This window comes from Streptomyces sp. NPDC008317 (genome assembly GCF_042955955.1).
GTDB lineage: Bacteria > Actinomycetota > Actinomycetes > Streptomycetales > Streptomycetaceae > Actinacidiphila.
The window spans coordinates 1,005,178-1,028,252 of sequence record NZ_JBIBFQ010000001.1; the positions used below are offsets into that span (position 1 = coordinate 1,005,178).

At 68.8% G+C, this 23,075-nt stretch carries 18 protein-coding genes; 17 read left to right on the plus strand and 1 reads right to left on the minus strand.

The features are described from left to right. Nucleotides 1–437 precede the first annotated feature (437 nt). The 14 genes from ACFY9V_RS04175 to ACFY9V_RS04240 all read left to right on the plus strand — a co-directional run bounded on the left by ACFY9V_RS04175 (nt 438) and on the right by ACFY9V_RS04240 (nt 14,215). Nucleotides 438–707, plus strand: a complete 270-nt coding sequence (locus tag ACFY9V_RS04175) for a hypothetical protein (protein WP_355335978.1) — start codon at nt 438–440, stop codon at nt 705–707. Continuing rightward, nucleotides 700–1,317: a DUF6879 family protein gene (locus tag ACFY9V_RS04180; RefSeq protein ID WP_355335980.1), complete on the plus strand. Its 618-nt coding sequence runs from the start codon at nt 700–702 to the stop codon at nt 1,315–1,317. Before ACFY9V_RS04175 ends, ACFY9V_RS04180 begins: the two co-directional genes overlap by 8 nt. Before the next feature lie 309 nt (nt 1,318–1,626). Next, on the plus strand, nt 1,627–2,175 hold the full coding sequence (locus tag ACFY9V_RS04185) for an EF-hand domain-containing protein (protein ID WP_355335982.1): 549 nt from the start codon (nt 1,627–1,629) through the stop codon (nt 2,173–2,175). Nucleotides 2,176–2,197: 22 nt separating this feature from the next. Next, a complete protein-coding gene (locus ACFY9V_RS04190) occupies nt 2,198–2,485 on the plus strand; it encodes a ricin-type beta-trefoil lectin domain protein (protein WP_391159311.1) in 288 nt (95 codons plus the stop codon). Between the two features lie 508 nt (nt 2,486–2,993). Further along, nucleotides 2,994–4,319, plus strand: a complete 1,326-nt coding sequence (locus ACFY9V_RS04195; protein WP_391159312.1) for a SpoIIE family protein phosphatase — start codon at nt 2,994–2,996, stop codon at nt 4,317–4,319. A gap of 190 nt (nt 4,320–4,509) precedes the next feature. Beyond that, nucleotides 4,510–6,333 (plus strand): alkyl sulfatase dimerization domain-containing protein, encoded by a 1,824-nt coding sequence (locus tag ACFY9V_RS04200; RefSeq protein WP_355335986.1) that lies wholly within the window; start codon nt 4,510–4,512, stop codon nt 6,331–6,333. Nucleotides 6,334–6,601: 268 nt separating this feature from the next. Beyond that, the gene (locus ACFY9V_RS04205) at nt 6,602–7,531 is read left to right on the plus strand and encodes an ABC transporter ATP-binding protein (RefSeq protein WP_355335988.1); all 930 of its coding nucleotides are present in this window, start codon (nt 6,602–6,604) and stop codon (nt 7,529–7,531) included. After that, the gene (locus tag ACFY9V_RS04210) at nt 7,531–8,349 is read left to right on the plus strand and encodes an ABC transporter permease subunit (RefSeq protein ID WP_391159314.1); all 819 of its coding nucleotides are present in this window, start codon (nt 7,531–7,533) and stop codon (nt 8,347–8,349) included. The genes ACFY9V_RS04205 and ACFY9V_RS04210 overlap by 1 nt, the downstream gene beginning before the upstream one ends. Nucleotides 8,350–8,745: 396 nt before the next feature. Then, nucleotides 8,746–10,008 (plus strand): histidine kinase, encoded by a 1,263-nt coding sequence (locus ACFY9V_RS04215; RefSeq protein ID WP_391159316.1) that lies wholly within the window; start codon nt 8,746–8,748, stop codon nt 10,006–10,008. Continuing rightward, the gene (locus ACFY9V_RS04220) at nt 10,005–10,676 is read left to right on the plus strand and encodes a response regulator transcription factor (protein ID WP_355335994.1); all 672 of its coding nucleotides are present in this window, start codon (nt 10,005–10,007) and stop codon (nt 10,674–10,676) included. The genes ACFY9V_RS04215 and ACFY9V_RS04220 overlap by 4 nt, the downstream gene beginning before the upstream one ends. 282 nt (nt 10,677–10,958) lie before the next feature. Further along, nucleotides 10,959–11,408 carry a DUF2199 domain-containing protein gene (locus ACFY9V_RS04225; protein WP_391159319.1) on the plus strand — a complete coding sequence of 150 codons (450 nt, stop codon included), beginning with the start codon at nt 10,959–10,961 and terminating at the stop codon, nt 11,406–11,408. Nucleotides 11,409–11,560: 152 nt separating this feature from the next. After that, a complete protein-coding gene (locus ACFY9V_RS04230) occupies nt 11,561–11,902 on the plus strand; it encodes an FG-GAP repeat domain-containing protein (protein WP_391159320.1) in 342 nt (113 codons plus the stop codon). 229 nt (nt 11,903–12,131) lie between these two features. Continuing rightward, the gene (locus tag ACFY9V_RS04235) at nt 12,132–13,193 is read left to right on the plus strand and encodes a hypothetical protein (protein WP_391159321.1); all 1,062 of its coding nucleotides are present in this window, start codon (nt 12,132–12,134) and stop codon (nt 13,191–13,193) included. Further along, nucleotides 13,127–14,215: an FG-GAP-like repeat-containing protein gene (locus ACFY9V_RS04240; RefSeq protein WP_391159323.1), complete on the plus strand. Its 1,089-nt coding sequence runs from the start codon at nt 13,127–13,129 to the stop codon at nt 14,213–14,215. Before ACFY9V_RS04235 ends, ACFY9V_RS04240 begins: the two co-directional genes overlap by 67 nt. Nucleotides 14,216–15,052: 837 nt before the next feature. Here the strand turns inward: ACFY9V_RS04240 and ACFY9V_RS04245 are convergent. Beyond that, complete coding sequence (locus ACFY9V_RS04245; protein ID WP_391159324.1) at nt 15,053–15,994, minus strand: DUF3800 domain-containing protein; 942 nt, start codon at nt 15,992–15,994, stop codon at nt 15,053–15,055. Between the two features lie 535 nt (nt 15,995–16,529). On the opposite strand from ACFY9V_RS04245, the gene ACFY9V_RS04250 reads away from it, so the two are divergent. The 3 genes from ACFY9V_RS04250 to ACFY9V_RS04260 all read left to right on the plus strand — a co-directional run bounded on the left by ACFY9V_RS04250 (nt 16,530) and on the right by ACFY9V_RS04260 (nt 22,999). Next, on the plus strand, nt 16,530–18,050 hold the full coding sequence (locus ACFY9V_RS04250; protein WP_391159327.1) for an N-6 DNA methylase: 1,521 nt from the start codon (nt 16,530–16,532) through the stop codon (nt 18,048–18,050). Continuing rightward, complete coding sequence (locus tag ACFY9V_RS04255) at nt 18,047–19,237, plus strand: restriction endonuclease subunit S (RefSeq protein WP_391159329.1); 1,191 nt, start codon at nt 18,047–18,049, stop codon at nt 19,235–19,237. Before ACFY9V_RS04250 ends, ACFY9V_RS04255 begins: the two co-directional genes overlap by 4 nt. Before the next feature lie 186 nt (nt 19,238–19,423). Beyond that, nucleotides 19,424–22,999: a DEAD/DEAH box helicase family protein gene (locus ACFY9V_RS04260; RefSeq protein ID WP_391159330.1), complete on the plus strand. Its 3,576-nt coding sequence runs from the start codon at nt 19,424–19,426 to the stop codon at nt 22,997–22,999. The last annotated feature ends 76 nt before the right edge of the window (nt 23,000–23,075 follow it).

Below are 23,075 nucleotides of genomic sequence, written 5' to 3' on the forward strand. Positions count from 1 at the left end.
CGGGAAGCGGCCGGTCCGGAGGCGAGCGGGCTGGAAGCGAGCGGGCTGGAAGCGGCCGGTCCGGAAGCGGCCGGTCCGGGCGCGGCGCCCTTGTGCCAGGACGCGGTGACGCGTGGTCCGCCAGGCGTCGGTCGCCATCGGGGCGACCACGGGGGCTCCGGCGGTCCGCGTGAGCACCGCGAGTTCCGGATCCACAGCTCCCCCTACCATTCAATAATCTGATCATATTGGCTTTGAGCCAATTCGAGGACCGGTCACGTCCGGTGTGGATCATTATTGCACCGGGAGTCGAATTGCGATAGGCATCCGAAGGCGGTCGCCGCCGTCGTGGCATATGCCAGACGGCTGGTTATCGGGTACGCTCCGGCTGTAGTGACGCCGATGCGGGTACGATCCGCACGCGGTACGACAGTACGCAGCCGATCCTGGGGGCAACCATGACCAGACCATGGGAAGCAAATCCCGACACCACATTCTTAAAGCGCCTCGGTAAATCACCTCAGGAGCTGGGGAATACGACCGACACCCCCGACTGCCCCGACATCTGGGAGCTGGAGAACGGCGACATCGCCGTCATCGGCCGGGATCTGACGGCCTCCCTCGGGCGGAATCTGCCCGCCGGGGTCTCGGTCGGCTCCGACGAGCGACTCGTCGTCATCCCGAGAAACATGCTGATCGCGGCGAAACCGGACATTCCCAGTGTTTGACTCCTTTCCCAACGGCACCTTCGAACGCCTCGCCCGGCCCGCCTACCACGAGGAATTCTTCCGGATCCTCAAAAGCGGCGTCAGGAGCCAGGACAAGCTGGAACGCGGCCAGCATTTCCAGGAACGCGGTTTCGCGAGCTGGGAGGCATTCGCCGCCGGGCGCTGGGAAGAAGCACTCGCGCTCATCGAGGAAAGACGTCCGGCCTACGCCCGGCAATTCGCCGAGGCGGAGGAGTTGGGCGTCGCGCAGCGGCGGCTCCGAGTCGTCGAATTCCCCGTGACGCCGTACGTGCAGTGGGAATTGCACGTCCTGCGCCTGCGCGCGGCCGTGGGCGACCGGATCAGGGTCCTGGACGCGCGGACGATCGCGGACATCGAGCGCGAGCGCACGGTGCCGGAGGTCGTGATCCTCGGTGACGTGGTGATGTACGAGGTGCAGTACGACGACGAGGGAAACGCGGACGGGGCCAGGCGGTACGCGGAACCCGCCCTGATCGCCGAGACCAGGGCGGGGTTCGCATCGCTCTACGCGCGGGGCGAGCCCTTCGGCGACTTCTTCGACCGCGAGATCGCCACGCTCTCACCGCCGGTCATCGACGGCGTCGGCTAGTCGGCCGCCGACCGCCGGGCGGCCCCTAGGCGTTCGCGAGGACCACGCAGGCGGTGAGGTGCCAGGTGGGGGCCGCGGAGCGGACGCGTCCGTCCGGCGTCTTCGCGCATCCGTCAGGGGTCGACTGCCGCGCGGCGGACGGGCGTTGGGGGCCGGGGCGCGGCTGGCGCCGAAGGGTGAATGTCCATACATATGTGCTTGTGGTGGCGCGAGCGCGTCCCGGCCTACCGTTGATTGTTGCCCGCTGTCGCCGCGCGGCGGCGGGCACGGGTGCTTCGTGGTTCGGGTCGAGGTCGAGGGGGACCGCTCATGGCCAGCGCGTTTCAGGAGCAGAAGCTCAGGGGGATGTTCGGCGCGTTCGACGCCGACGGTGACGGCTACCTGCGCGAGGAGGACTTCAGGGCGCTCGTCGCCCGCTGGAACCGGCTGCCCGCGGTGGCGCCGGGCACGGAGTTGCGCGCACGCGTCGAGACGCTGCTGATGGGCTGGTGGGCGGCGCTGCTGGAGACCGGCGACACCAATGGGGACGGCGCGGTCGACTGGGGTGAACTGCTCGCGCTCGTCGACCGGTTGCCCACGATGATCGCGGACGTCGTCGCCACCGCCGACACCGTGTTCGAGGCCGTGGACGCCAACGGTGACGGCGTCATCTCCCCGGAGGAGCACCGCACGCTCGTGGAGACCTGGAACGGTCGCCCCGTCGACATGACCGGCGTCTTCGAACTCCTCGACCTCAACGGGGACGGCCACCTCAGCCGTGAGGAATTCACCCTGCTGTGGCGCCAGTTCTGGATCAGCGACGACCCGGCGGAGCCGGGCAACTGGCTGTGCGGACGGTTCCCGACGCAGCGGCACTGAGGTCGCCGCCGCGGGCCCGTGCGTGAGGTGCCGGGCCGGCGTCACGACGGCGGGCGCGATCACCTCCGGCATTCCCGGCAAGTGCGTCGACATCGCGAACAGCGGCACCGCGAACGGCACGGCCGTCCAGCTCTACACCTGCAACGGCACGGCCGCGCAGAAGTGGACGGTCACTCCCGGCGCGGGCGGCGCGGTCCGCGCGCTGGGCGGCTGCCTCGACATCACCGGGGCCGCCACCGCCAACGGCGCCCTCGTGGAACTCTGGGACTGCGACGGCGGCGCGAACCAGGCGTGGACGCTTCCGGGCTGAGCCCGGCCCGGCCTCGGGCGGGTGGGCGGCCGGGTGCATCGAGACGCCGGTACGCGGGGCCCGGCCGCGGCGGGAGGGGCGTACGTGCCCGCGTACGTACGCCCCCGCGGTACGTCTCTACGCCCGCCCCCGACGCCCGGCCTCCCCGACCGGGCCCGGACCAGCCACCGGCCGCTCCGGGTTCAGGCCCGGATCAGGCCCCGACCAGGCACCGACCGCGCCCCGACCAGGCACCGACCGCGCCCCGACCAGGCACCGGCCGCGCCCGCGGCCCCTGTGCTCACGATCACACCACTCGGCGTCGCGGTGCCCGTGGCCGTGGCGTGCCCGGCTCCCCGCCGCCGCCCGGCCTCCCGCGGCGGGAGAATGTGGCCCGCACGGCCGCTCCCCGCCCCCGTCCGTGGTTATTGTTGCCATACGTCAAATGTTTGGCGTCCGTCGGTGTGCGCGGCGGCTCCTCTCTGGCCCCCGGTCGCGGGTGGCCGGGATCGTCCGGGAGGGCGCTGCGATGCAGGGTGTGGCTTTCCGGGGCGGGCTGCGGGCGGACGGGCTGCCCGCCGCGCTCAACGATCCGAGGCGGCTGGCCGCGGTGGCGGCGACCGGCCTGCTGGACACCGGTCCCGAGCCGGAGTTCGAGGACCTGGCGGCCCTGGCCGGTGCGGTGACCGGCTGCTCACGGGCGTTCATCACGCTGGTCGACGAGCGCCGCTCGTTCTGGAAGTCGTGCGTCGGGGTCGACATCACGGAGATCGCGGGGCGGCAGAATCCGGTGCGGGAGAGCTTCTGCTACTTCCTGGTCGGCCTGGACGGCGAGCCCTTCGCCGTCGAGGACGCGGCCACCGACCCGCGCACCCGCGACCACCCCTCCGTACAGCCGATGAAGATCGGCGCGTGGGCGGGTTACCCGATCCTCGGACCGGGCGGCGAGGTGCTGGGCAGCATGTGCGTGATCGACGACCGCCCGCACGCCTGGCGCCCGACGGAACTGGCCACGCTGGCCACCCTCGCGCGGGCGGTCGGCAACGAGATCAATCTGCGGACCTCGCTGGAGACGGCGCGCACCGCGCTGGCCGCGACCACCGACCTCGTACGCAGCCTCCAGGACAGTTTCCTGCCGCCCGTCCTGCCGACGGTCTCCGGTCTGGACGCCGCCGCCTCGTACACCCCGGCCGACGGCGGCATGGTCGTCGGCGACTTCTACGACCTCTTCCAGGCCCGCGGCCCCTGGTGGTGCGCCACGATGGGCGACGTGTGCGGGAAGGGCCCGGAGGCCGCCAAGGTCACGGCGCTGGCCCGGTACACCCTGCGCGCGCAGGCCACGCAGCACCTGTCGCCCGCCGTGGTCCTCGACCACCTCAATTCCGCGCTGCTCGACCAGCGCACGGACGGCCGGTTCCTGACCGCCGTGCACGCCACCTTCCGTACCACCGCCACCGGCGTGTCCGGCCGGCTGTGCACCGCCGGGCACCCGCCCGCCCTGATCCTGCGCGCCGACGGCCGCGTCCAGGAGTCGGGCCGCCGCGGCAGCCTGCTGGGCGTCCTGCCCGACGTGCACCTCACCGACGTTCGCTTCCGGCTCGCGCCCGGCGACACGCTTCTGCTCTACACCGACGGCGCCACCGAGGCCCGTCCCCGCCCCATCGTCCCGGGAGCCCCGCGGCCGCTGTTCGGCGAGGAGAATCTCGCCGCCGCCCTCGCCGCCTGCCACGGCATGGACGCCCCTTCCGTCGTCCAGCGGATCGGCCGCGTCCTCGACGACCACAGCGGTGGGTGGGCGAGCGACGACACCGCCCTGCTGGCGCTCCGCGTCCCGCCTCGCGCGGCCGGTCTCTGACCTGACCGCCCCGCCCCGCGCGGCCGGTTCTCTGACCGTGACCGGCCCCCCCCGCGCGGCCGGTTCTCTGACCGCTCGCGCCGCCGGGCCGCCGCCCCCTGTTCACCTCGGCGCTCACCTCGGCGTTCATCTCAGCCATTCACCTCGGCACCCCGAGGACAAAAGCCGCATAGCGCCCTAGCCTCGTCTCATGGCTGACCTCCCTTTCGACGACGTCCGGGACTTCGCGAACGCCGACCGCGGCTTCGTCGCCGCGCCCGCGTCCACCGCGGTGACGGCCGAGGACGGGTCGGTGGTGTGGGACTGCGGGGCGTACGCGTTCATGACGGCGGCGCAGTGCCCGCCGACCGCGAATCCGTCGCTGTGGCGGCAGGGGCAGCTCTGCGCCCGGTACGGCCTGTACGAGGTCACGCGGGGGATCTACCAGGTCAGAGGGTTCGACCTGTCGAACATGACCCTGGTCGAGGGGGAGCGCGGCGTCGTCGTCATCGACCCGCTGATCTCGACGGAGACCGCGGCGGCGGCCCTGGCGCTGTACCGCGAGCACCGCGGCGACCGCCCGGTCACCGGATTGGTCTACACCCACTCCCACGGCGACCACTTCGGCGGCTCGCGCGCCATCGTCCCGCACGGCAGCGAGCAGGACATCCCGGTCCTGGCCCCGGCCGGATTCCTGGAGCACGCGGTCGCGGAGAACGTGTACGCGGGCACCGCGATGACCCGCCGCGCGGTCTACATGTACGGGGCGGAGCTGCCCAAGGGACCGGCGGGCCAGATCGGCGCCGGTCTCGGCGCGACGACCTCGACCGGCACGATCAGCCTGGTGCCGCCGACGGTGCACATCACCAGCACCGGGCAGGAGGAGACGGTCGACGGCGTACGCATCGCCTTCCAGCTCACCCCCGGCACCGAGGCCCCCTCGGAGATGAACTTCCTCTTCCCCGACCACCGGGCCCTGTGCATGGCCGAGAACGCCACCCACACGCTGCACAATGTGCTGACCCTGCGCGGCGCGGTCGTCCGCGACCCCCGGATCTGGGCGCACTACCTCTCCGAGGCCCTGGCGATGTTCGAGGGCAAGGCGGACGTCGTCTTCGCCTCGCACCACTGGCCCACCTGGGGCCAGGAGGAGATCACCGCGTTCCTCACCGGGCAGCGCGACCTCTACTCCTACCTCCACGACCAGACCCTGCGGCTCATCAACCAGGGCCTGACCGGCCCGGAGATCGCCGAGGAGCTCACCCTCCCGCCCGCTCTGGAACGTACGTGGGCGGCCCGCGGCTACTACGGCTCGGTCTCGCACAACGTCAAGGCGGTCTACCAGCGCTATATGGGCTGGTTCGACGGCAACCCGGCCCACCTGTGGGAGCACCCGCCGGTCGAGCAGGCCCGCCGCTTCGCCGCCGACTACGGCGGCACCGACGCCCTCGTGGCCAAGGGCCGGGAGTACGCCGACGCCGACGACCTGCGGTTCGCCGCCACGCTCCTCAACCACGCCGTGTTCGCCGAGCCCGGACACCAGGGCGCGCGCGAGGCGCTGGCCGCCGTCTACGACCGCCTCGGCCAGGGCGCGGAGAACGGCACCTGGCGCAACTTCTACCTCACCGGCGCCATGGAGCTGCGCGGCCGGCTCGCCAAGGTCCGCCTCGACACCGCCAACCCCGAGATGGCCATGGCCCTCACCGTCGACCAGCTCATCGACTCCCTCGCCGTCCGCGTCGACGGCCCCCGCGCCTGGGACACCCGGCTGACGATGGACTGGCACGTCACCGACCACCGCCGCACCTGGCGCCTGACCCTGTCCAACGGCGCCCTCACCTACCGGTCCACTCCCGGCGCCCCCACCGCCACCACCGCGGACCTCACCCTGACCCTCACCCAAGCCCAGCTCCTCACCGCCCTCGCCACCCGGAACCTCGACAACGTCACCACCGAGGGCACCCCCGACACCCTCTCCCGCCTCCTCTCCCTCCTCGCCACCCCGGACCCGGACTTCCCCCTCGTCACGCCGTGAGCGGCGCCCGTCGTTCTGGGTGATGAGAGCGCACTGGTACCGCGGTACCAGTGCCGTGCCGAAGGGTCTCCCACGGTTCCAGGGATCGCCCCGCCCGCCCTCGTAACGTCGAAGGTGCGGGTCGCGCCGCGTTCTCGACGAGTGCGAGGAGCGCGACGAGCGCGATGAGTGTGACGAGCGCGACGACTGCTGCGAACGCGGTGAGCGCGTGAGTTCCGTACGCGAGGCGTGCGCGCGGGACGTGAGAGGACCAGGGGACCAGAGGCCGATGATCGAAGTGCGTGAACTGACGAAGCGGTACGGGGACAAGACGGTGGTCGACCGGCTGTCGTTCTCCGTGAAGCCCGGTGAGGTGACGGGCTTCCTCGGGCCGAACGGGGCGGGGAAGTCGACGACGATGCGCATGATCGTCGGCCTGGACGCCCCGACCCGGGGCTCGGCGACCGTCGGGGGCCGCCCATACGCCCGGCACCGGGCGCCGTTGCGCCAGATCGGTGTCCTGCTCGACGCCAAGGGGGTCCACCCGGGGCGCAGCGCGTTCGGGCACCTGAAGGCGCTCGCGCTCACGCACGGCATTCCGCGCGGCCGGGTGGACGAGGTCATCGAACTGGCGGGCCTCGGCAGCGTGGCGGGCAAGCGGGTGGGCGCGTTCTCGCTCGGCATGGGCCAGCGCCTCGGCATCGCCGCCGCCCTGCTCGGCGACCCCGAGGCCGTCATGCTCGACGAGCCGGTCAACGGCCTCGACCCCGAGGGCGTGCTGTGGGTGCGCAATCTGCTGACCGGGCTGGCCGCCGAGGGCCGGGCCGTGATGCTCTCCTCGCACCTGATGAGCGAGATGGAGCTGATCGCCGATCACCTCGTGGTCATCGGGCGCGGACGGCTCCTCGCCGACACCTCGCTCAAGGACTTCACGCACCAGGCCGGCGGCGGCGGGGTGCGGGTCGTCAGCGGCGAGGCCGCCCGGCTGCGGGACGCGCTGGCCGCGCCCGGCGTCACCATCACGTCCTCCTCCGACGAGGAGTTGCTCGTCCACGGCTGGGCGGCCCGCGACATCGGTACGGTCGCCGCGCACTGCGGGATCGCGCTGTACGAACTGGCCCCGCAGACCGTCTCGTTGGAGACGGCCTTCATGCGCCTCACCCATGACTCCGTGGAGTACCACAGCGACCCCGCGGGCACCGAGCGGAAGGCCGCCTGATGACCACCGACACGATCGCCGTCGCCGTACGCGCCGACCGGGACGGGCAGGGGGTGACCGGCCGCCGCGTCCTGCGCTCGGAGCTGAGCAAGTTCCTTTCGCTGCGCTCCAGTTGGATCACCCTGGGGGCCTCGGTCGCCGTACTCGTCGCCTTCGGCGTGATCGCCGCCGCCGTCTACCGTCCCCCCGGCGCCGACGCGACCGGGACGCCCGACGACCCGGTCGGCCTCGCGCTGACGGGCGCGGGCGTCACCGGCCTGATCGTCGGCGTGCTCGGGGTGATGATGTCCGCGGGCGAGTACAGCACCGGCATGGTCCGTTCGACCTACGTGGCGGTGCCGCGCCGGTGGCTGGTCCTGGCGTCGAAGAGCGCCGTGATCGGCTCGCTGGTCCTGGTCCTCACCGCGGTCGCCGCCGTGGTCACCTTCGGCCTGGGCGCGGCGAGCCTGCGCGGCGACGACATCGCGCTGTCCCTGGGCGACGAGGGCGTGCTGCGCGGCCTGGTCGGCGCCGGTGTCTACCTCGCGCTGTTCGCCGTGTTCGGCGTGGCCCTGGGGACGCTGATCCGCTCCGCCTCCGGGAGCATCGCCGCCCTGGTCGGCCTGCTGATGCTGCTGCCCGGCCTGACCTCGCTGCTGCCCGACTCGCTCCAGGACGCGGTCGAGCGGTACACCCCCGGCAACGCGGGCTCGGCGATCTACGCCCTGCACAAGGCGTCGGACTCCCTGTCGCCCGGCGCGGGACTCGCCGTCTTCGCCGCCTGGGTGGCCGTGGCCCTGGGCGCCGCAGCCATCCGGCTGAAGCGGTCCGACGTCTGATCGTCGCGGCGGCCGACCGTTCGTCGTTCGTCGGAAGGGTCACCAGCGGTGACAATGAGGCTTATGCACCGGGACCGGGACTTCAGGGCCACGATCGCGGCTCGTGGCCGGGATGTCAGGGACGGGCTTTCGGCTCGGGGCCGGGATGTCCGGGACGGGCTCGCGGCGCGGGGCCGGGATGTCAGGGCGCGGTTCCTGGCCGGGAGGCGGGATCTCAGGGTCGGGTTTCTGGCCAGGAGGCGAGACCCCCGCGTCGAGGTCTCCGCCTGGGACCGGTGCGCCGGGGCCGGATTCTCCGACCGCGACCCCCGAACCGCCTTCGCCGCCCCGGACCGGGGGACGCCGGTGCCGTCCCTCGGTCCCGAGGCCGCCCTGGGGCACCCGGTCCTGAACCTCATGCTGCGAGCCAGCGGCCTCCTGCGGGAGTACGACCGGCGGCACCCCTGGCTGCTGGACACCGCGGTCGTCCTGCTCTTCGCGGGCGTCTGCCTGCCCAACCTGCTCTCCGGCGGCGCGCCCGCGGCCGTCGCGGCGGCCGACGCGCACGGGGCGCCGTCGACCGCCACCCTCTACGTGCTGTTCGCCGCGCTCGTCCTGCCGCTGTGGTGGCGCCGCCGCGCCCCGGCCACCGTGCTGGTCGTGACGATCGCCGCCTTCCTCGTCCAGTCCGCGATGGACGCCGGGCTCGTCGCCTCGTTCAGCCCGCTCATCGCCCTGCACAATGTCGCCCGGCACAGCTCCCCGCGCGTGCTGGGCTGGGCCACCGCCGTGGCCGCCGCCGCGAACGTGGTCGACGTCTTCGCCCTGGAGCCCGCGGGCAGCGAGTTCCTCGTCCTCTTCTTCCTCCTCGGACTGGTGACCGCCGCCGTCGCCACCGGTCTGACCCTGCGGACCCGCAGGTTGTACCTGACCGCGCTGGAGGACCGCGCCCGGCGCCTGGAGGTCGAACGGGACCAGCGCGCGAGGCTCACCGCCGCCGCCGAACGCACCCGTATCGCCCGCGAGATGCACGACATCGTCGGCCACAACCTCTCCGTCATGGTCACCCTCGCCGACGGCGCCTCGACGCTCGCCGCCCGCAACAACGAGAGCTCGACCCCGGTCCTGCGCATGGTCGGCGACACCGGGCGGCAGGCGCTGGGCGAACTGCGCCGCGTGCTCGGCGTCCTGCGCGGGGACGACGACGCCGCGGACCGGCGGCTCAGACCGCAACCGGGCATCGGCGACCTCGACATGCTCCTCGCACGGGTCCGCGCGGCGGGCCTCGCGGTCACGTACCGCACCACGGGCGAACTCGCCAAGCTGGGCGAGGGCCTGCAACTCACCGTCTACCGCATCGTCCAGGAAGCCCTGACCAACACCCTCAAGCACGCCGGTACGGCCACCGCCTCGCAGGTCACCGTGACCGCCGACGCGGGGACGGTACGCATCCGCGTCACCGACACCGGCCCCCCGTCGCACGCCGCCGGCCCCGCGGCGCCCGCCACCGGGGACGACGAGCACGGCCACGGCCTCGTCGGCATCCGCCAGCGCGTCGCCCTGTACGGCGGTACGGTCACCATCGGCCCCACCACCGACCAGCCCGGATGGACCGTCGACGTCCAGCTCGACGCGACCGTCGACCCCACCGACCACAAGGCGGAAAGCCACCTGCCATGACCACCTCCGTGCTGATCGTCGACGACCAGCCCATGCAGCGCTTCGGCCTGCGCATGCTCCTCGAGGGCAGCCCCGGCGTGACCCCCGTCGGCGAGGCCACCCACGGCGCCGAGGCCGTCCGCATGGCCGCCGAACTGCGCCCCGACGTCGTCCTCATGGACATCCGCATGCCCGGCATGGACGGGCTGGAGGCCACCCGCCAGATCATCGCGGCCGGCGGCCGTACCCGCGTCCTCATCGTGACCACCTTCGACCTCGACGAGTACGCCTACGAGGGCCTGCGCGCCGGGGCCAGCGGCTTCCTCCTCAAGGACGCGGGCCCCGAGGAACTCGTCTCGGGCATCCAGGCCGTGGCCACCGGTGACGCCGTCGTCGCGCCCAGCCTCACCCGCCGCCTGCTCGACGCCCACGCCCACCACGTCCTCACCCCGCCCGACTCCCCGGCCGCCCAGGACCCCCGACTCCGCGAACTCAGCGCCCGCGAACGCGAAGTCCTCGTCGCCATCGGCAACGGCTGGACCAACTCCGAGATCGCCCGCCACCTCGTCCTCTCCGAGTCCACCGTCAAAAAACACGTCGGCCGCGTCCTTGCCAAGATCGGCGCCCGCGACCGCATCCAAGCCGTCATCCTCGCCTACGACGCCGGCCTGGTCCGCTCCAAACGCTGACCGCCGGAACGTACGGATTCCGCCGCCCTCCCGCCACGTCCCACGTCCCACGCTCGGCTCGGCCCGCGCCCGGCCCCGAGGTCTCGCGGGACGGCGGCTTCCGGCACGGAACCGATCCACCCGTACGCGCCCGGCGACGCGTACGGGCAACGGGAATCCCCGGGGCGCGGGCCCGAAACCTCGGGGTGCGGCCTCGCGCTTCGTGACCACTAGGATCCCGCCATGTCTGACGATCTCGGCTTCACGTGTTCGTGCTGCGGAAACCATCACGCGGAGCTCCCCATGAGCTACTCGACCCCCGCCCCGGACGTCTGGGACCCCGCCTTCGAGGCCGATACGAACAGCATGCTGTCGTCGGACCAGTGCGTCATCAGGGGCCAGCACTTTTTCATCAAGGGCCTGATCGAGATACCCGTGATCGGCGGCGAGGACGTCTTCTCGTGGGGCGTCTGGGTCTCCCTGAGCAAGGACAGTTTCACCCGCGCCGTCGACCTGTGGGACACCGAGGGCCGCGAGACCGAGAAGCCGTACTTCGGCTGGCTCAGCACCGAGCTGTCCCTCTATCCCGAGAGCACCACCGACCTCAAGACCAACGCCCACACCCGGCCGCTCGGCACCCGCCCCTTCATCAAGCTCGAACCCACCGACCACCCCCTCGCCGTCGAACAGCGCACCGGAATCACGCCCGCCCGCGTCCGCGAGATCGCCACGGCGGTACTCCACCCGGCCTGACCACACCCGAGGCAAACCGGCAATGGCCCGGCGCCCGCGTTCCCGATCGCGTCAAGTACCCCACCACCGCCGGGCATCGGCTCGCCGGATCGGTGTCCCGCCAGCAGCCCGGCAGTGCGGGGGAAGGCGCGGGTGGTTCGTATCTGCGGACGATGAGCTCGCTGAAGTTCTTCAAGACCGAGCGCGAGTGCACGGAGCCGTCCTACGGTTGGTGGCTGGCGGAGAAGAGCCCGGTGGAGGCGGGGTTCGGGGACATCGACGGCGACCGGTACGCGGACGTGCTGTCCCGCGACCTGGCCGGTCGGCTGTGGTTCGTTCCCGGCAGCAGCGGTCGCGGACGGCTGATCGGCCCCGGCTGGAATTCCATGAAGGCGATGACCCGGCACGGCGACTTCACCGGTGACGGCATCGAGGACCGGCGCCGAGTGGTACGGCCTCAACGGCACCTTCTGACCCCGGCACGCGCCAACTCCCGGCTTGCGCACCGCAGTTGATCACCAGGTGGGAGGTGTCACTGTCGGCGTCGGCTGGGGCGCGGAGCCGCAGATCAGTCAGGCTGTCGAGGTCCGGGCCCGCCGCGCGGACCTCGGCGATCGAGACCGCGGACTGCTACGATCCTGGCGAATTCGAACGTGGGGGGCCGCCGGAGGATTCACGTTCCCGGCGGATCAGTACCGTTCGAACCGTCCCTCCTCACGCCTCGCGCCCCGCGCCACGCCGCCGTTGCCGGTTCCGGCGGATGTCATCAGCGCCGGTACGACCGGCTTCCTCTCGATCGGCCTGGACTCGGACCTGCTGTGGACCCGGTACGCGGGCGGCGCCACCACGCCGCTCGGCAGGGACATCGGCCGGTCCACCGCGACCTTGATGCACGGGTCGGTGTCCGACGTCGTCGCCCTGGAGCACGGCACCGAGTACGACACGGACCACCGGGTGGAACTGCACGACATGGGGACCGGTGACATCTCGGTCGTTCCGTTGGGGAGGAACCGCTCCCTGAAGGGGGTCGTCGGATCGACGGTGGTGGCGTGCCGGGTGCCGTATCCCACGGATGACACGTGCACCGAGGCGCACTTGATGAGTGTCGCTGACGGAGTCACGACCGACCGGGTGGTCACGGGCCTGCCCAGCGGTGCCTTCGGACTGCGGGCGGCGGCCGCCACGACCGGCGCGCTCGCGCTGTCCTACAAGACCTCCGCGGCGGGCGGGACCACGGCCGACGGTCTCGCGGTGGTCGACCTCGCGTCCGGTACCGCCACCACGTCGCACCTCGCCTCGGCCGGATTCACGACCGCCATTTCCCCGGCGTACGTGTCCAGCGTGAGCACCGGGAACGCTCCGGTGCTGAGCGTGGAGAACCGGGCCACGGGCACGGTGACGCGGCTGTCCGCGCTGGGTCCCGGCTACCCCCTGACCGGCCTGGCAGGGAACTGGGCGGTGTTCGGTCCGGACACACAGTTCGGGGCGGGCTCGGCCGACTGGGACTTCTCCTTGCGGGCCGTCCCGGTGGGCGGCGGCGCCGTGCGCAAGGTCCTGGACCACGCCACCACCGTCGTCCCCGCGCCGGACGGCGCGGTGCTCGTGACGGGCGGCACCGTCGCCAAGGGCGAGGGCGTGTACCGAATTTCCGTCGGCCCCGACGGCGGCCGGTCGCCGACATGGTCGCCAGCAAGGGAGCTCCGACCAAGCTCGCTCTCCTCAGCTCCAGCGTCCCCGCGGTGGCGACTCTCGCCCCGGCGCCGTGGAAGGCGCGGTGGCAACTGTCCCGCAGTAACGCCGAAGTGACCGTCACCCTGCGCCACACCGCGACGGGAGCCGTGGGCCGGTGGCATCTGGACCGGACCGACAACACCACCGATTGGGTGCGGATGGACTGGACCGGGCGGATCTTCATGGACTGGACGGGGGCGATCGACAGCGGCTCCGCCCCCAATGGCGCCTACACCTGGCAGATCACGGCGAAGCCGTACGACAACCTCGGGCCGACGCTGAACGTGAGCGGCGGCTTCACCGTCGCGCGCCCGCCCGCTCCGCACGACTACACCGACAACGGCTCCCCGGACATCCTGGCCCGCGACAGTTCCGGCGTCCTGGGGCGCGAGGACACCGTGTACTACCCCGAGAGCCACCAACTGACCGGCTCCGACCGGGTCAAGGTCGGTCCGGGCTGGAACATCTACAGCCGGATCGTCGCGGTCGGCAACGTCGCCGGCTCCTCCGCCGGTGACCTGATCGCCCGGGACAACGCGGGCGTCCTGTGGCTCTACACCGGTACGGGCAAGGGCACGTTCGCCGCGCGGACGAAGATCGGTCCGGGCTGGAACGTCTACACGCAGATCACCGGAACCGGAGACTTCACCGGCGACGGCCGTGCCGACCTCGTGGCCCGCGACGGCTCCGGTGCGCTGTGGCTCTACCGGGGCACCGGGAACGCCAAGGCGCCCTACGCCACCCGCACGAAGATCGGTCCGGGCTGGAACGTCTACAAAGAGATCGTCGCGGTCGGCAACATCGCCGGCTCCTCAGCCGGTGACCTGATCGCCCGGGACAACGCCGGTCTGCTGTGGCTGTACACGGGCAGGGGCAAGGGCACGTTCGCCGCGCGGACGAAGATCGGTCCGGGCTGGAACGTCTACACGCAGATGTTCGGCATCGGCGACAACAACGACGGCAAGCCCGACCTCATCACCCGGGACAGCACCGGCACGACATGGCGCTACCGCGGCACCGGAAACGCCGCCGCCCCCTTCGCCAAACGAGAGCTCACCGGAGTCCTCCCCGCCCACCAATACAACACCGCCCTCTGACCGCCAGCTCCCCGCCGCGTAGCAACTCGCGCGCTATCCGCGTGATCCATGGGGGACGATGACCCGGCTGGATGCCCTCCGAGCCACGGCCGGCCCGGTATCGGCGACCGAGCCGGCGGAGTCCGTCCCCGCACTGGTCCGCTCCGCGGCACCGAACACGCCGACGAGGCGGACCAGGAACTCCTGACGGGCCCCACCCCGCCCCCCGCCGACCACGTCATCACGGCCTCCCTGACAGCCGTTGTCAAGGACATGGCCGGCGGCGTCGCCAACGCCGAACTCCATTGTGGCTGTCCCTCCGAGCAACCTCGCTGTGATGACCGAACCGTGGACCGCCGCATACGGCTCAGCGAAGTTCCTCAGGGCATGGGCCCAACAGCCGGGCTTCCGCCTCCTGAAGCAGCCGGACTCAGTCCCCCCGCTGATCGCAGCCCCATCCTTCGAACCTGCCGTCAGCACATACCGCATCTGTGCCGCCCCCGCCTCCACCCTCGACCACCCGGGAGGCTCCCACAACGCCGTGGGGGGCGGGTCTTCCGCATCGGAAGACCGCCCCTCAACTGCAGTTTCACCAGTCGAAGCGGCGGGATTTGAACCCACGACCTCTTCGTCCCGAATGCGGCGGAACCTGCCCCCTGACCTGCGGGTTTCGGGAAACCGCAGGTCAGGGGTGGGTGGGGGTTGGTCTGAGTGGGTGAGGGGAGGTGGCTTTTCCATGATCGTCTCCCAATTTTCTCCCAGGGGAAGCGGGCTCTTCCTGCAGCAACACTGCGCTGCCTCGCCGGAGCGGCAGCTGATGCGGCTGCCACCCCGTCTCCTTGTCTTCGTTTGCCTTGGTCAGGTCGACGATGGCAGACCGTCGGTTGCTCCTGCTGCCGGCAGCGTGTCGTCATACCGCATGCCCTGCTGGCCGGGGATGGAGGTCGAAGAAAGGGCGGAAGCCTTGCGAGGACCGAACATCAGATTCGACGGCTGCTGCGTCCGCCGGTCGGACACCACGATCCCGCCTCGCCACTTCCCTCCGGCGTCCTGGTAACGGAACTGCAGCTTCTTCAGCCGTTGACCGAACTGCTCTCGCAGCGGCCGATAAGCGTCGTCGCAGTGCACGTTCCACGTCACGTCGCTCAGGTAGGCATGACACGCGATCGGAAACAGGAGGGAGGACACCACCAAATCAGCGACTTGGAGAAGCGTGTGAGTGTCGCTGTGCCCGAAGACCGGGGACTCGACGACCCCGCGCAGGCTGTCCCCGCCCGCGCGGTACTTGCGGGTGGTCACACAATGCACGTTGGGGGCGTTCTTCACTTTCGTACGGCTGTCCAGCACCATCATGCCGCGCGAGTGCTCATGGGCGAGCTGAGCCTGGAAGGTCTCGTTCAGCGCGGCGACGGAGGCCGGGTAGACCCCGGACTCGTCGAACGCCAGCCCCTCTTCCTTGATCCACACACGAGCGAGGATGCGCGCTTCGTGAGCCTCCAGCATGTCGAGGAGTGAAGCGATCAACTCCATGGCCGCACGCCGCCAGCCGTGGTTGCCGGCGCGGAGGTTCTTGCGAACGTCCGCGCCCTTGATCTCGTGCTGGATCACGTCCGAGAGCTGGTCCGCGTTCAGTAGCTGCGGCCGGTAATGCTTCTTGACGTCGAGGAAGGCCCAGGTGAGGGACCTGATGTGGTTCCGGGGCACGGTGAATCCGCCGACGACGAGGACTGGAGGGGCGTCACGCCGCGCAGGATCAAGTGTTTGCCCGTTGCCCGCCTCGTCGATGTAGCAAAGATGCACCGAACCTCCGTAAACACGTCTGTGGCCGCCCCCGAAGGGGCGGCCACAGGGTCTGCGCAGCCATATGCGCGATGTTTTGCTTGCTGAGCCCGATCCTGCCAAGGCAGCGACGGGCGGTCAAGACGGGCGTCACACTCGGTTGACCGGTGAGGGGGTTTCAGCCACCCTGACGGCGAAGCTGGGAACGCCATCCAAGTGCACGGCGGCTTGTGCGTGTGCCTGGCTGGTCCGCGGAAGATCTTGAACTGTGCCCGCCGCTCGACCGGCCGTAGGGGCTCATGGAGGCGGAAATGACGGACACCCGGGACGGTGACATGCCGCCGAAGACACCCTCGCTGCTGTCCGAGCTGGAGCAGAGTCTGGTCGCGCGGCCTGTTCTTGGCATCAGCCCTGGCTGGCTTTGCGGTGGTGCCGCGTGTGCGCGGTGGTTCGGGCGCGATGGGGCGCGCGGACGTCGGTGTCTGAACGGCCGGGGGCCGTCTCGGAGAACGCAACGTGGCCTTCTCGGGGGCTCCATGGTCGTAGGATCCACGGTGTGATTACGGGCGAACTGAAGAGCAAGGTGGGGCGCGTCTGGGACGCGTTCTGGTCCGGCGGCATCTCCAACCCGCTGGAGGTGATGGAGCAGATCACCTACCTGCTCTTCATCAAGCGGCTGGACGAGATCCAGACCCGTAAGGACCGCAAGGCGACAGCAACGGGCAAGCCTGACCCGGACCCCTTCTTCTCTGGCGACCAGCAGGATCTACGCTGGCAGAACTTCAAGGTCAAGGACCCCGAGATCATGTACGGGCTCGTCGCCGATGGCGTCTTCCCGTACTTGCGCCGCATGGGCGGGGACGAATCGACCTACTCCCACCACATGAAGGACGCCCGGTTCACGATTCCCGGGCCGAACCTGCTGGCGAAGGTCGTCGACCTCCTCGACGGCATCTCCATGGACACCAGCGACACCAAGGGCGACATCTACGAGTACCTGCTCGCGAAGATCGCTACGTCAGGCCAGAACGGCCAGTTCCGCACGCCGCGGCACATCATCGACCTGATGGTCGAGATGACCCAGCCTGGACCTCGCGACGAGATCTGCGATCCGGCGTGCGGCACGGCTGGATTCCTGGTGCAGGCGGCGTCATACGTGCAGCGGGTGCATCGCGACGCGCTGCTGGGGGTGGAGCAGCGCGAGCATTTCAACGAGTCGATGTTCCACGGCTTCGACTTCGACAACACGATGCTCCGCATCGGCTCGATGAACATGCTGCTGCACGGCATCGAGAACCCGGACATCCGGTACCGAGATTCGCTCGCCGAGAATGCGGCCGGAGAGGCCGAGCGCTACTCCCTGATTCTTGCGAACCCTCCGTTCGCGGGGAACCTGGACTACGAGTCCACGGCCGTAGACCTCTTGCGCATCGTCAAGGCGAAGAAGACGGAACTGCTGTTCCTGGCACTGTTTTTGCGGCTCCTGAAGCCCGGTGGCCGGGCCGCTGTCATCGTGCCCGATGGCGTGCTCTTCGGCTCGACGAAGGCGCACAAGGAGTTGCGCCGCATTCTAGTGGAGGAGCAGCAGGTCCAGGCAGTAGTCAAGCTACCGAGCGGAGTGTTCAAGCCGTACGCCGGTGTCTCGACGGCGATCCTGTTCTTTACTAAGACAGACTCGGGTGGCACCGACCACGTTTGGTTCTATGACGTGCAGGCGGACGGTCTGAGCTTGGACGACAAGCGTAACCCGCTGCTTCCGGAGGAGCGCTTGGGCGTCCGCCCGCAGGGCGATCCGTTGGCGGCGGACGAACTCCTGAAGAACAACCTCCCCGACATCCTGGCCCGCTGGCAGGAACGGGACGGCACGGAGAGAGACCGGGCACGGACCGAGCAGAGCTTCTGCGTACCCAAGTCGGACATCGCGGCCCAGGGCTACGACCTCTCCCTGAACTGCTATAAGGAGATTGTCCACGAAGAGATCGTGACACGGACACCAGCGGAGATCCTGGCTGATTTGGAGCAACTCAACGAAGAAATCGCTAAGGGTACGGCGGAGCTGAAAGGGATGTTCGCATGAGTTTCACATCCCTGCCGTTGGGTGAGATTGCCGAGATTAATCCGTCACATAAAAAGGCCATCGATCCTGAAATCGAGGTGTCGTTTCTGGGTATGGCAGAGGTTTCTGAGCTCGGAACCACGACTCATGGTGTAACGCGGCGGTACGGTGAAGTGCGTACCGGTTACACGCCTTTCTGTGCTGGCGATGTTCTCGTCGCGAAAATCACGCCGTGTTTCCAGAACGGCAAGATCGCGCAGGCACAGATTGAGCACGAAATCGGTGCAGGTTCTACGGAATTCCATGTTGTTCGACCTAAACAAGACGCGGACGCGCGATACTTGCTGCGATTCCTTCGACAGTATTGGATCCGTATCGAGGGTGAGCTTCGGATGACTGGCAGCGGCGGTCAGAGGCGGGTTCCTGAAGCCTATTTGCGACGCCTCATGGTCCCGTTGCCGCCACTTGCGGAACAAAAGCGCATCGCCGCTGCCCTTGACCATCTGGACGCGCTTCGCGCCAAGCTCCGCCAGGCCATTGCCCTCCTCGACGACCTCGCCCAGTCCGTCTTCGTTGACATGTTCGGTGATCCTATCGTTAATTCGAGAGGCTGGCCGTTGCGGAAACTGGGGAAAATGGGAACCCTGGATCGAGGCGTCTCCAAGCATCGCCCTCGGAATGATCCGGCCTTGCTGGGTGGAGAGTTCCCTTTGATTCAAACAGGAGACGTTGCCGGCTCCGGTGGATATATCACAAGGTTTACTTCCACCTATTCTGACCTCGGTCTGAATCAAAGTAAGATTTGGCCCGCAGGAACCTTGTGTATCACCATTGCGGCAAATATTGCCAGGACGGGCATTCTTACATTTGGTGCATGTTTTCCTGACAGTGTGGTTGGATTTACCGCAAATCCGGCGAAGGTTGAATACGTTCGAGCCTGGCTGTCGTTCCTTCAGGAGACGCTGGAGGCTTCCGCCTCTGAGTCTGCGCAGAAAAATATCAATCTTGCCGTCCTTCGCGGTCTGGAAATTCCTTACCCTGGCGAGGATCTTATCCGAGTGTTTTCGGAACGCGTAAAGGCTGTTGAAGCGTCCAAGAGTGCCAACCGTACCCACCTAGCAGCCCTTGACGAACTCTTCACCTCCCTGGAACAGCGTGCCTTCACAGGCGTGCTCTGGGATCATGAAGCGACCGGCGACGCGGCGTAAGCAGCCCCCGCCGTACCGGGGCTCAGCACCGACTGCACCACACGACCGCGGCCACCGCCACGGCCGGGCAGGGGGCTCGACCCAGGGGGTCTGCCGTAGGAGACGGGCAAGATGCGTTGGCCTCGTACCGGCTGGGACGTCCAGGGAACGTACGACAGGCCCGCGCAACAGGGGAGGGACACCGGCATGGGTAGCGAGCAGCACAGCGACGACCAGGGGCAAGCCGAGCAGAACAAGCACGCCCGCGATCGTGCCGCCGCCGGCAGCATCGGCCGTGCTGCAGGTGGCAACTTCGCCTTCCTCCGTGCCGAATGGCCCGCCCTCTACGACGAAGCGATCCGCGCTGAGCGGCTGATCCACCACGACCCCCGAGCCGCCTGCTTCTACTCCCGCCGTGCCATCGAGATCGCGGCCCGCTGGATGTACGACAGAGACGGCAGCCTCAGCCAGCCCTACAAGAAGGACCTCGCGGCGATGCTCCACGAGCCGACCTTTCGGCACCTCGTCGGGCCGACGGTCAACGCCAAGATGGACCTCATCCGCCGGCATGGGAACGATGCCGTGCACAAGGCCGCCCCGGTACCGAAAACCATCGCTGAGGCAAGCGTCAGGGAGCTGTTCCACTCCCTCTACTGGTTCGCCCGGACCTATACTCTCCGGCCCGCCGCACTGCCCCCCGCCGGCCTGGAATTCGACACCAGCGTCGTACCGCGACCCCTCTCCCCTCAGGCGCGCGCCCTAAGGCAGGCCGAACTCAAGGCCAAGGAGGCGGAGGACGAGGCGCGCTTCAAGCAGCAGGCCGAGCAGCTCGCGGCCGAGCACGCCCAGAACGCAGACCTGGCCCGGCAGCTCGACGAGCTCAAGGCACAGATCGCCGCCGCAAAGGCCGCCAACCAGGCTGTGCAGGACACCCACGACTACGACGAGCAGGCGACCCGCGATGCGTTTATAGACCTGCTTCTCAAAGAAGCGGGCTGGGCTCTCCTCACGCCCGGAAAGGACACGGAGTACCCGATCGCCTCCGGTATGCCCACCAAGAGTGGCAAGGGCTTCGTCGACTACGTGCTTTGGGGCGACGACGGCAAGCCTCTCGCCGTGATCGAGGCCAAGAGGACCCGGCGTGACGCCCGGGACGGGCAGCAGCAGGCGAAGCTGTACGCAGACGCGCTCGAAAGCCAGTTCAATCGCCGCCCGGTGATCTTCTACACCAATGGATACGAGACCTACCTCTGGGACGACGGCCTCGGCTACCCGCCCCGCCAGGTGCAGGGCTTCTTCACGAGGGATGAGCTGCACTGGCACATCCGGCAGCGCGCCGGGCGTCTCTCCCTGACGACCACACCGGTGAACGAGAAGATCGCTGGCCGTCCCTACCAGCTTCGTGCGATCAAGCGTGTGGGCGAGACCTTCGAGCGGGACCGGGGGCGGCAGGCGCTGCTCGTCATGGCGACCGGTACCGGCAAGACCCGTACCACCGTGGCCCTCGTGGACCAGTTGATGAAGGCGGGGTGGGCGCAGCGTGTGCTGTTCCTCGCCGACCGGCAGGCACTGGTTAACCAGGCGATGAAGGCGTTCAAGGAGAACCTGCCGAACACCCCGGTGGCCAGCCTCCTCGACGACAAGGGTGCGGCGGCCCGTGTCTACCTCTCCACGTACCAGACGATGATGAAGCAGACCGATGTCATCGACGGCGCGGGCCGTCGCCGTTTCGGTCCCGGCCACTTCGACCTGATCGTGATCGACGAGGCGCACCGCTCCGTGTACGCGAAGTACGGCGAGCTGTTCCGCTACTTCGACTCGCTGCTGCTCGGCCTGACCGCCACGCCGAAGGACGAGATCGACCACAACACGTACAAGCTGTTCGCCATGGAGGACGGGGTCCCGACCGACTCGTACGACCTCCAGGAAGCGGCCGCCGAGCACTATCTCGTCCTGCCCAAGGCGGTGAAGGTGCCGCTGAAGTTCATGGAGCACGGCATTCGTTACGCCGAACTCTCGGACGAGGAGAAGGCCGAGTGGGACGCCATGGAGTGGACCGAGGACGGTGACATCCCAGACGCGGTGAGCCGTGACGAGATGAACACGTACCTCTTCAATGACAACACCGTGGACAAAATGCTGGAGACGCTTATGACGCGTGGTCACCGCGTCGAGGGCGGCGACCGGCTCGGCAAGACGATCATCTTCGCCAAGAACAACGAACACGCCCGCTACATCGAGGCCCGGTACAACGCCAATTATCCGAAGGGTGCCGGCCATACGGCGCGCGTGATCACGTACAAGGAGACCTACGCACAGTCCCTCATTGACGGCTTCTCCAACCCGAAGAACCCGCCGAACGCTCCCGACATCGCCATCTCCGTCGACATGCTCGACACCGGCATCGACGTGCCCGAGGTGGTGAACCTGGTCTTCGCCAAGCCGGTCTTCTCCAAGACCAAGTTCTGGCAGATGATCGGTCGCGGCACCCGCCTGCGTCCGGCCCTCTATGGTCCCGATTCCACCAACCCCGCGCACAACAAGCAGAACTTCTACGTCTTCGACTTCTGCGGCAACATCGACTTCTTCAACAGCCAACTCGATCGGTCAGAGGGACGCAGGGCCGTCACCCTCACCGAACAGCTCCTACGGCGCCAGCTTGACCTGGTGCGGGTCCTGGACAAGCGGCAGCAGCCCGATCCTGCACGCGATGCTGGCCCCGATGCGATCAGTACCGAGGCCGAGATCCGCTGGGCGCTCGCCCACCGGCTGCATCGGACTGTCACCGGTATGAACCTGGACAACTTCCTGGTACGCCCGCACCGTAGGGAGATCGAGACCTTCGGCGAGTTCGGCAGCTGGCACCGGGTGGACGACGCCGCGGACACCGAGATCCGTGACCACCTGCTCGGTCTCCCCAGCGAGTTCCGTCCCGATGAAGAGACGGGTGAGGAAGCCAAGCGGTTCGACCTGATGGCGTATGGTCTCCAGCTCGCCGCGCTGGAAGGCGGCAATGAGTTCGCCAAGCTGCGCACGAAGATCCAGGACATCGCCTCCAACCTGCTCACCAAGACCAACATCCCGGTGGTCGGCGAACAAGCGGAACTTCTGGAAGCGGTGTCCGGCGAGGAGTGGTGGAACGACGTGACGCTCCCGATGCTGGAGGATATGCGGCGACGTCTGCGCCAGCTCGCTCGGCTCACCGACCCCGCGGTCAAGCGAAACATCGTCTACACCGACTTCGTCGACGAGTTCGGCGACATCAGTGAGGCGGAGATCCAGGGCATGCCTCAAGGTACGGACGAGCAGCGCTTCAAGCAGAAGGCGCGGGCCTATCTCCTTTGTCATGAAGATCAGCCGGTGGTGCGGAAACTGCGTCTCAACGAGCAGGTCACCGAGCTCGATCTTGCAAGTCTGGAGGAGGTTTTCCTCGCGGAGGCTGTAGCTTCGCCCGAAGACCTCGACGACGTGCGCTCATCCGGAGGGCTCGGCCTCTTCGTGCGCGGGCTGTGCGGGTTGGATCGGCAGGCCGCACAGAAGGCGTTCGAGGCATTCTGCGCGGGCAAGGAGCTCAGCTCCCGCCAACTCGACTTCCTGACGCTCGTTATCGACACGGTTGTCAGGCGCGGAATCCTCAGCCTGGGAGATCTCTACGAGGACTCGTTCGCCGACCTTGCCCCCGGGGGTCCGGACGACCTATATACGGGTGACGAACTCGAACGGCTCAAGGTCATCTTCAAGGAACTGGAACAGACGGCCAAGCCGATCACCCTCGCGGCATAGGCTCGGCGCCGCGGTGATCAAGGACGCCGGCTGAACGTCGATACGGGACCGTCGTGTAGCTGCGGCTGCAGGAACA

Coding starts and splice junctions, on each gene's coding strand:
- ACFY9V_RS04175 (WP_355335978.1), top strand. CDS start 438: ATGACCAGACCATGGGAAGCAAATCCCGACACCACATTCTTAAAGCGC.
- ACFY9V_RS04185 (WP_355335982.1), top strand. CDS start 1,627: ATGGCCAGCGCGTTTCAGGAGCAGAAGCTCAGGGGGATGTTCGGCGCG.
- ACFY9V_RS04195 (WP_391159312.1), top strand. CDS start 2,994: ATGCAGGGTGTGGCTTTCCGGGGCGGGCTGCGGGCGGACGGGCTGCCC.
- ACFY9V_RS04200 (WP_355335986.1), top strand. CDS start 4,510: ATGGCTGACCTCCCTTTCGACGACGTCCGGGACTTCGCGAACGCCGAC.
- ACFY9V_RS04205 (WP_355335988.1), top strand. CDS start 6,602: ATGATCGAAGTGCGTGAACTGACGAAGCGGTACGGGGACAAGACGGTG.
- ACFY9V_RS04210 (WP_391159314.1), top strand. CDS start 7,531: ATGACCACCGACACGATCGCCGTCGCCGTACGCGCCGACCGGGACGGG.
- ACFY9V_RS04215 (WP_391159316.1), top strand. CDS start 8,746: ATGCTGCGAGCCAGCGGCCTCCTGCGGGAGTACGACCGGCGGCACCCC.
- ACFY9V_RS04220 (WP_355335994.1), top strand. CDS start 10,005: ATGACCACCTCCGTGCTGATCGTCGACGACCAGCCCATGCAGCGCTTC.
- ACFY9V_RS04225 (WP_391159319.1), top strand. CDS start 10,959: ATGAGCTACTCGACCCCCGCCCCGGACGTCTGGGACCCCGCCTTCGAG.
- ACFY9V_RS04230 (WP_391159320.1), top strand. CDS start 11,561: ATGAGCTCGCTGAAGTTCTTCAAGACCGAGCGCGAGTGCACGGAGCCG.
- ACFY9V_RS04255 (WP_391159329.1), top strand. CDS start 18,047: ATGAGTTTCACATCCCTGCCGTTGGGTGAGATTGCCGAGATTAATCCG.
- ACFY9V_RS04260 (WP_391159330.1), top strand. CDS start 19,424: ATGGGTAGCGAGCAGCACAGCGACGACCAGGGGCAAGCCGAGCAGAAC.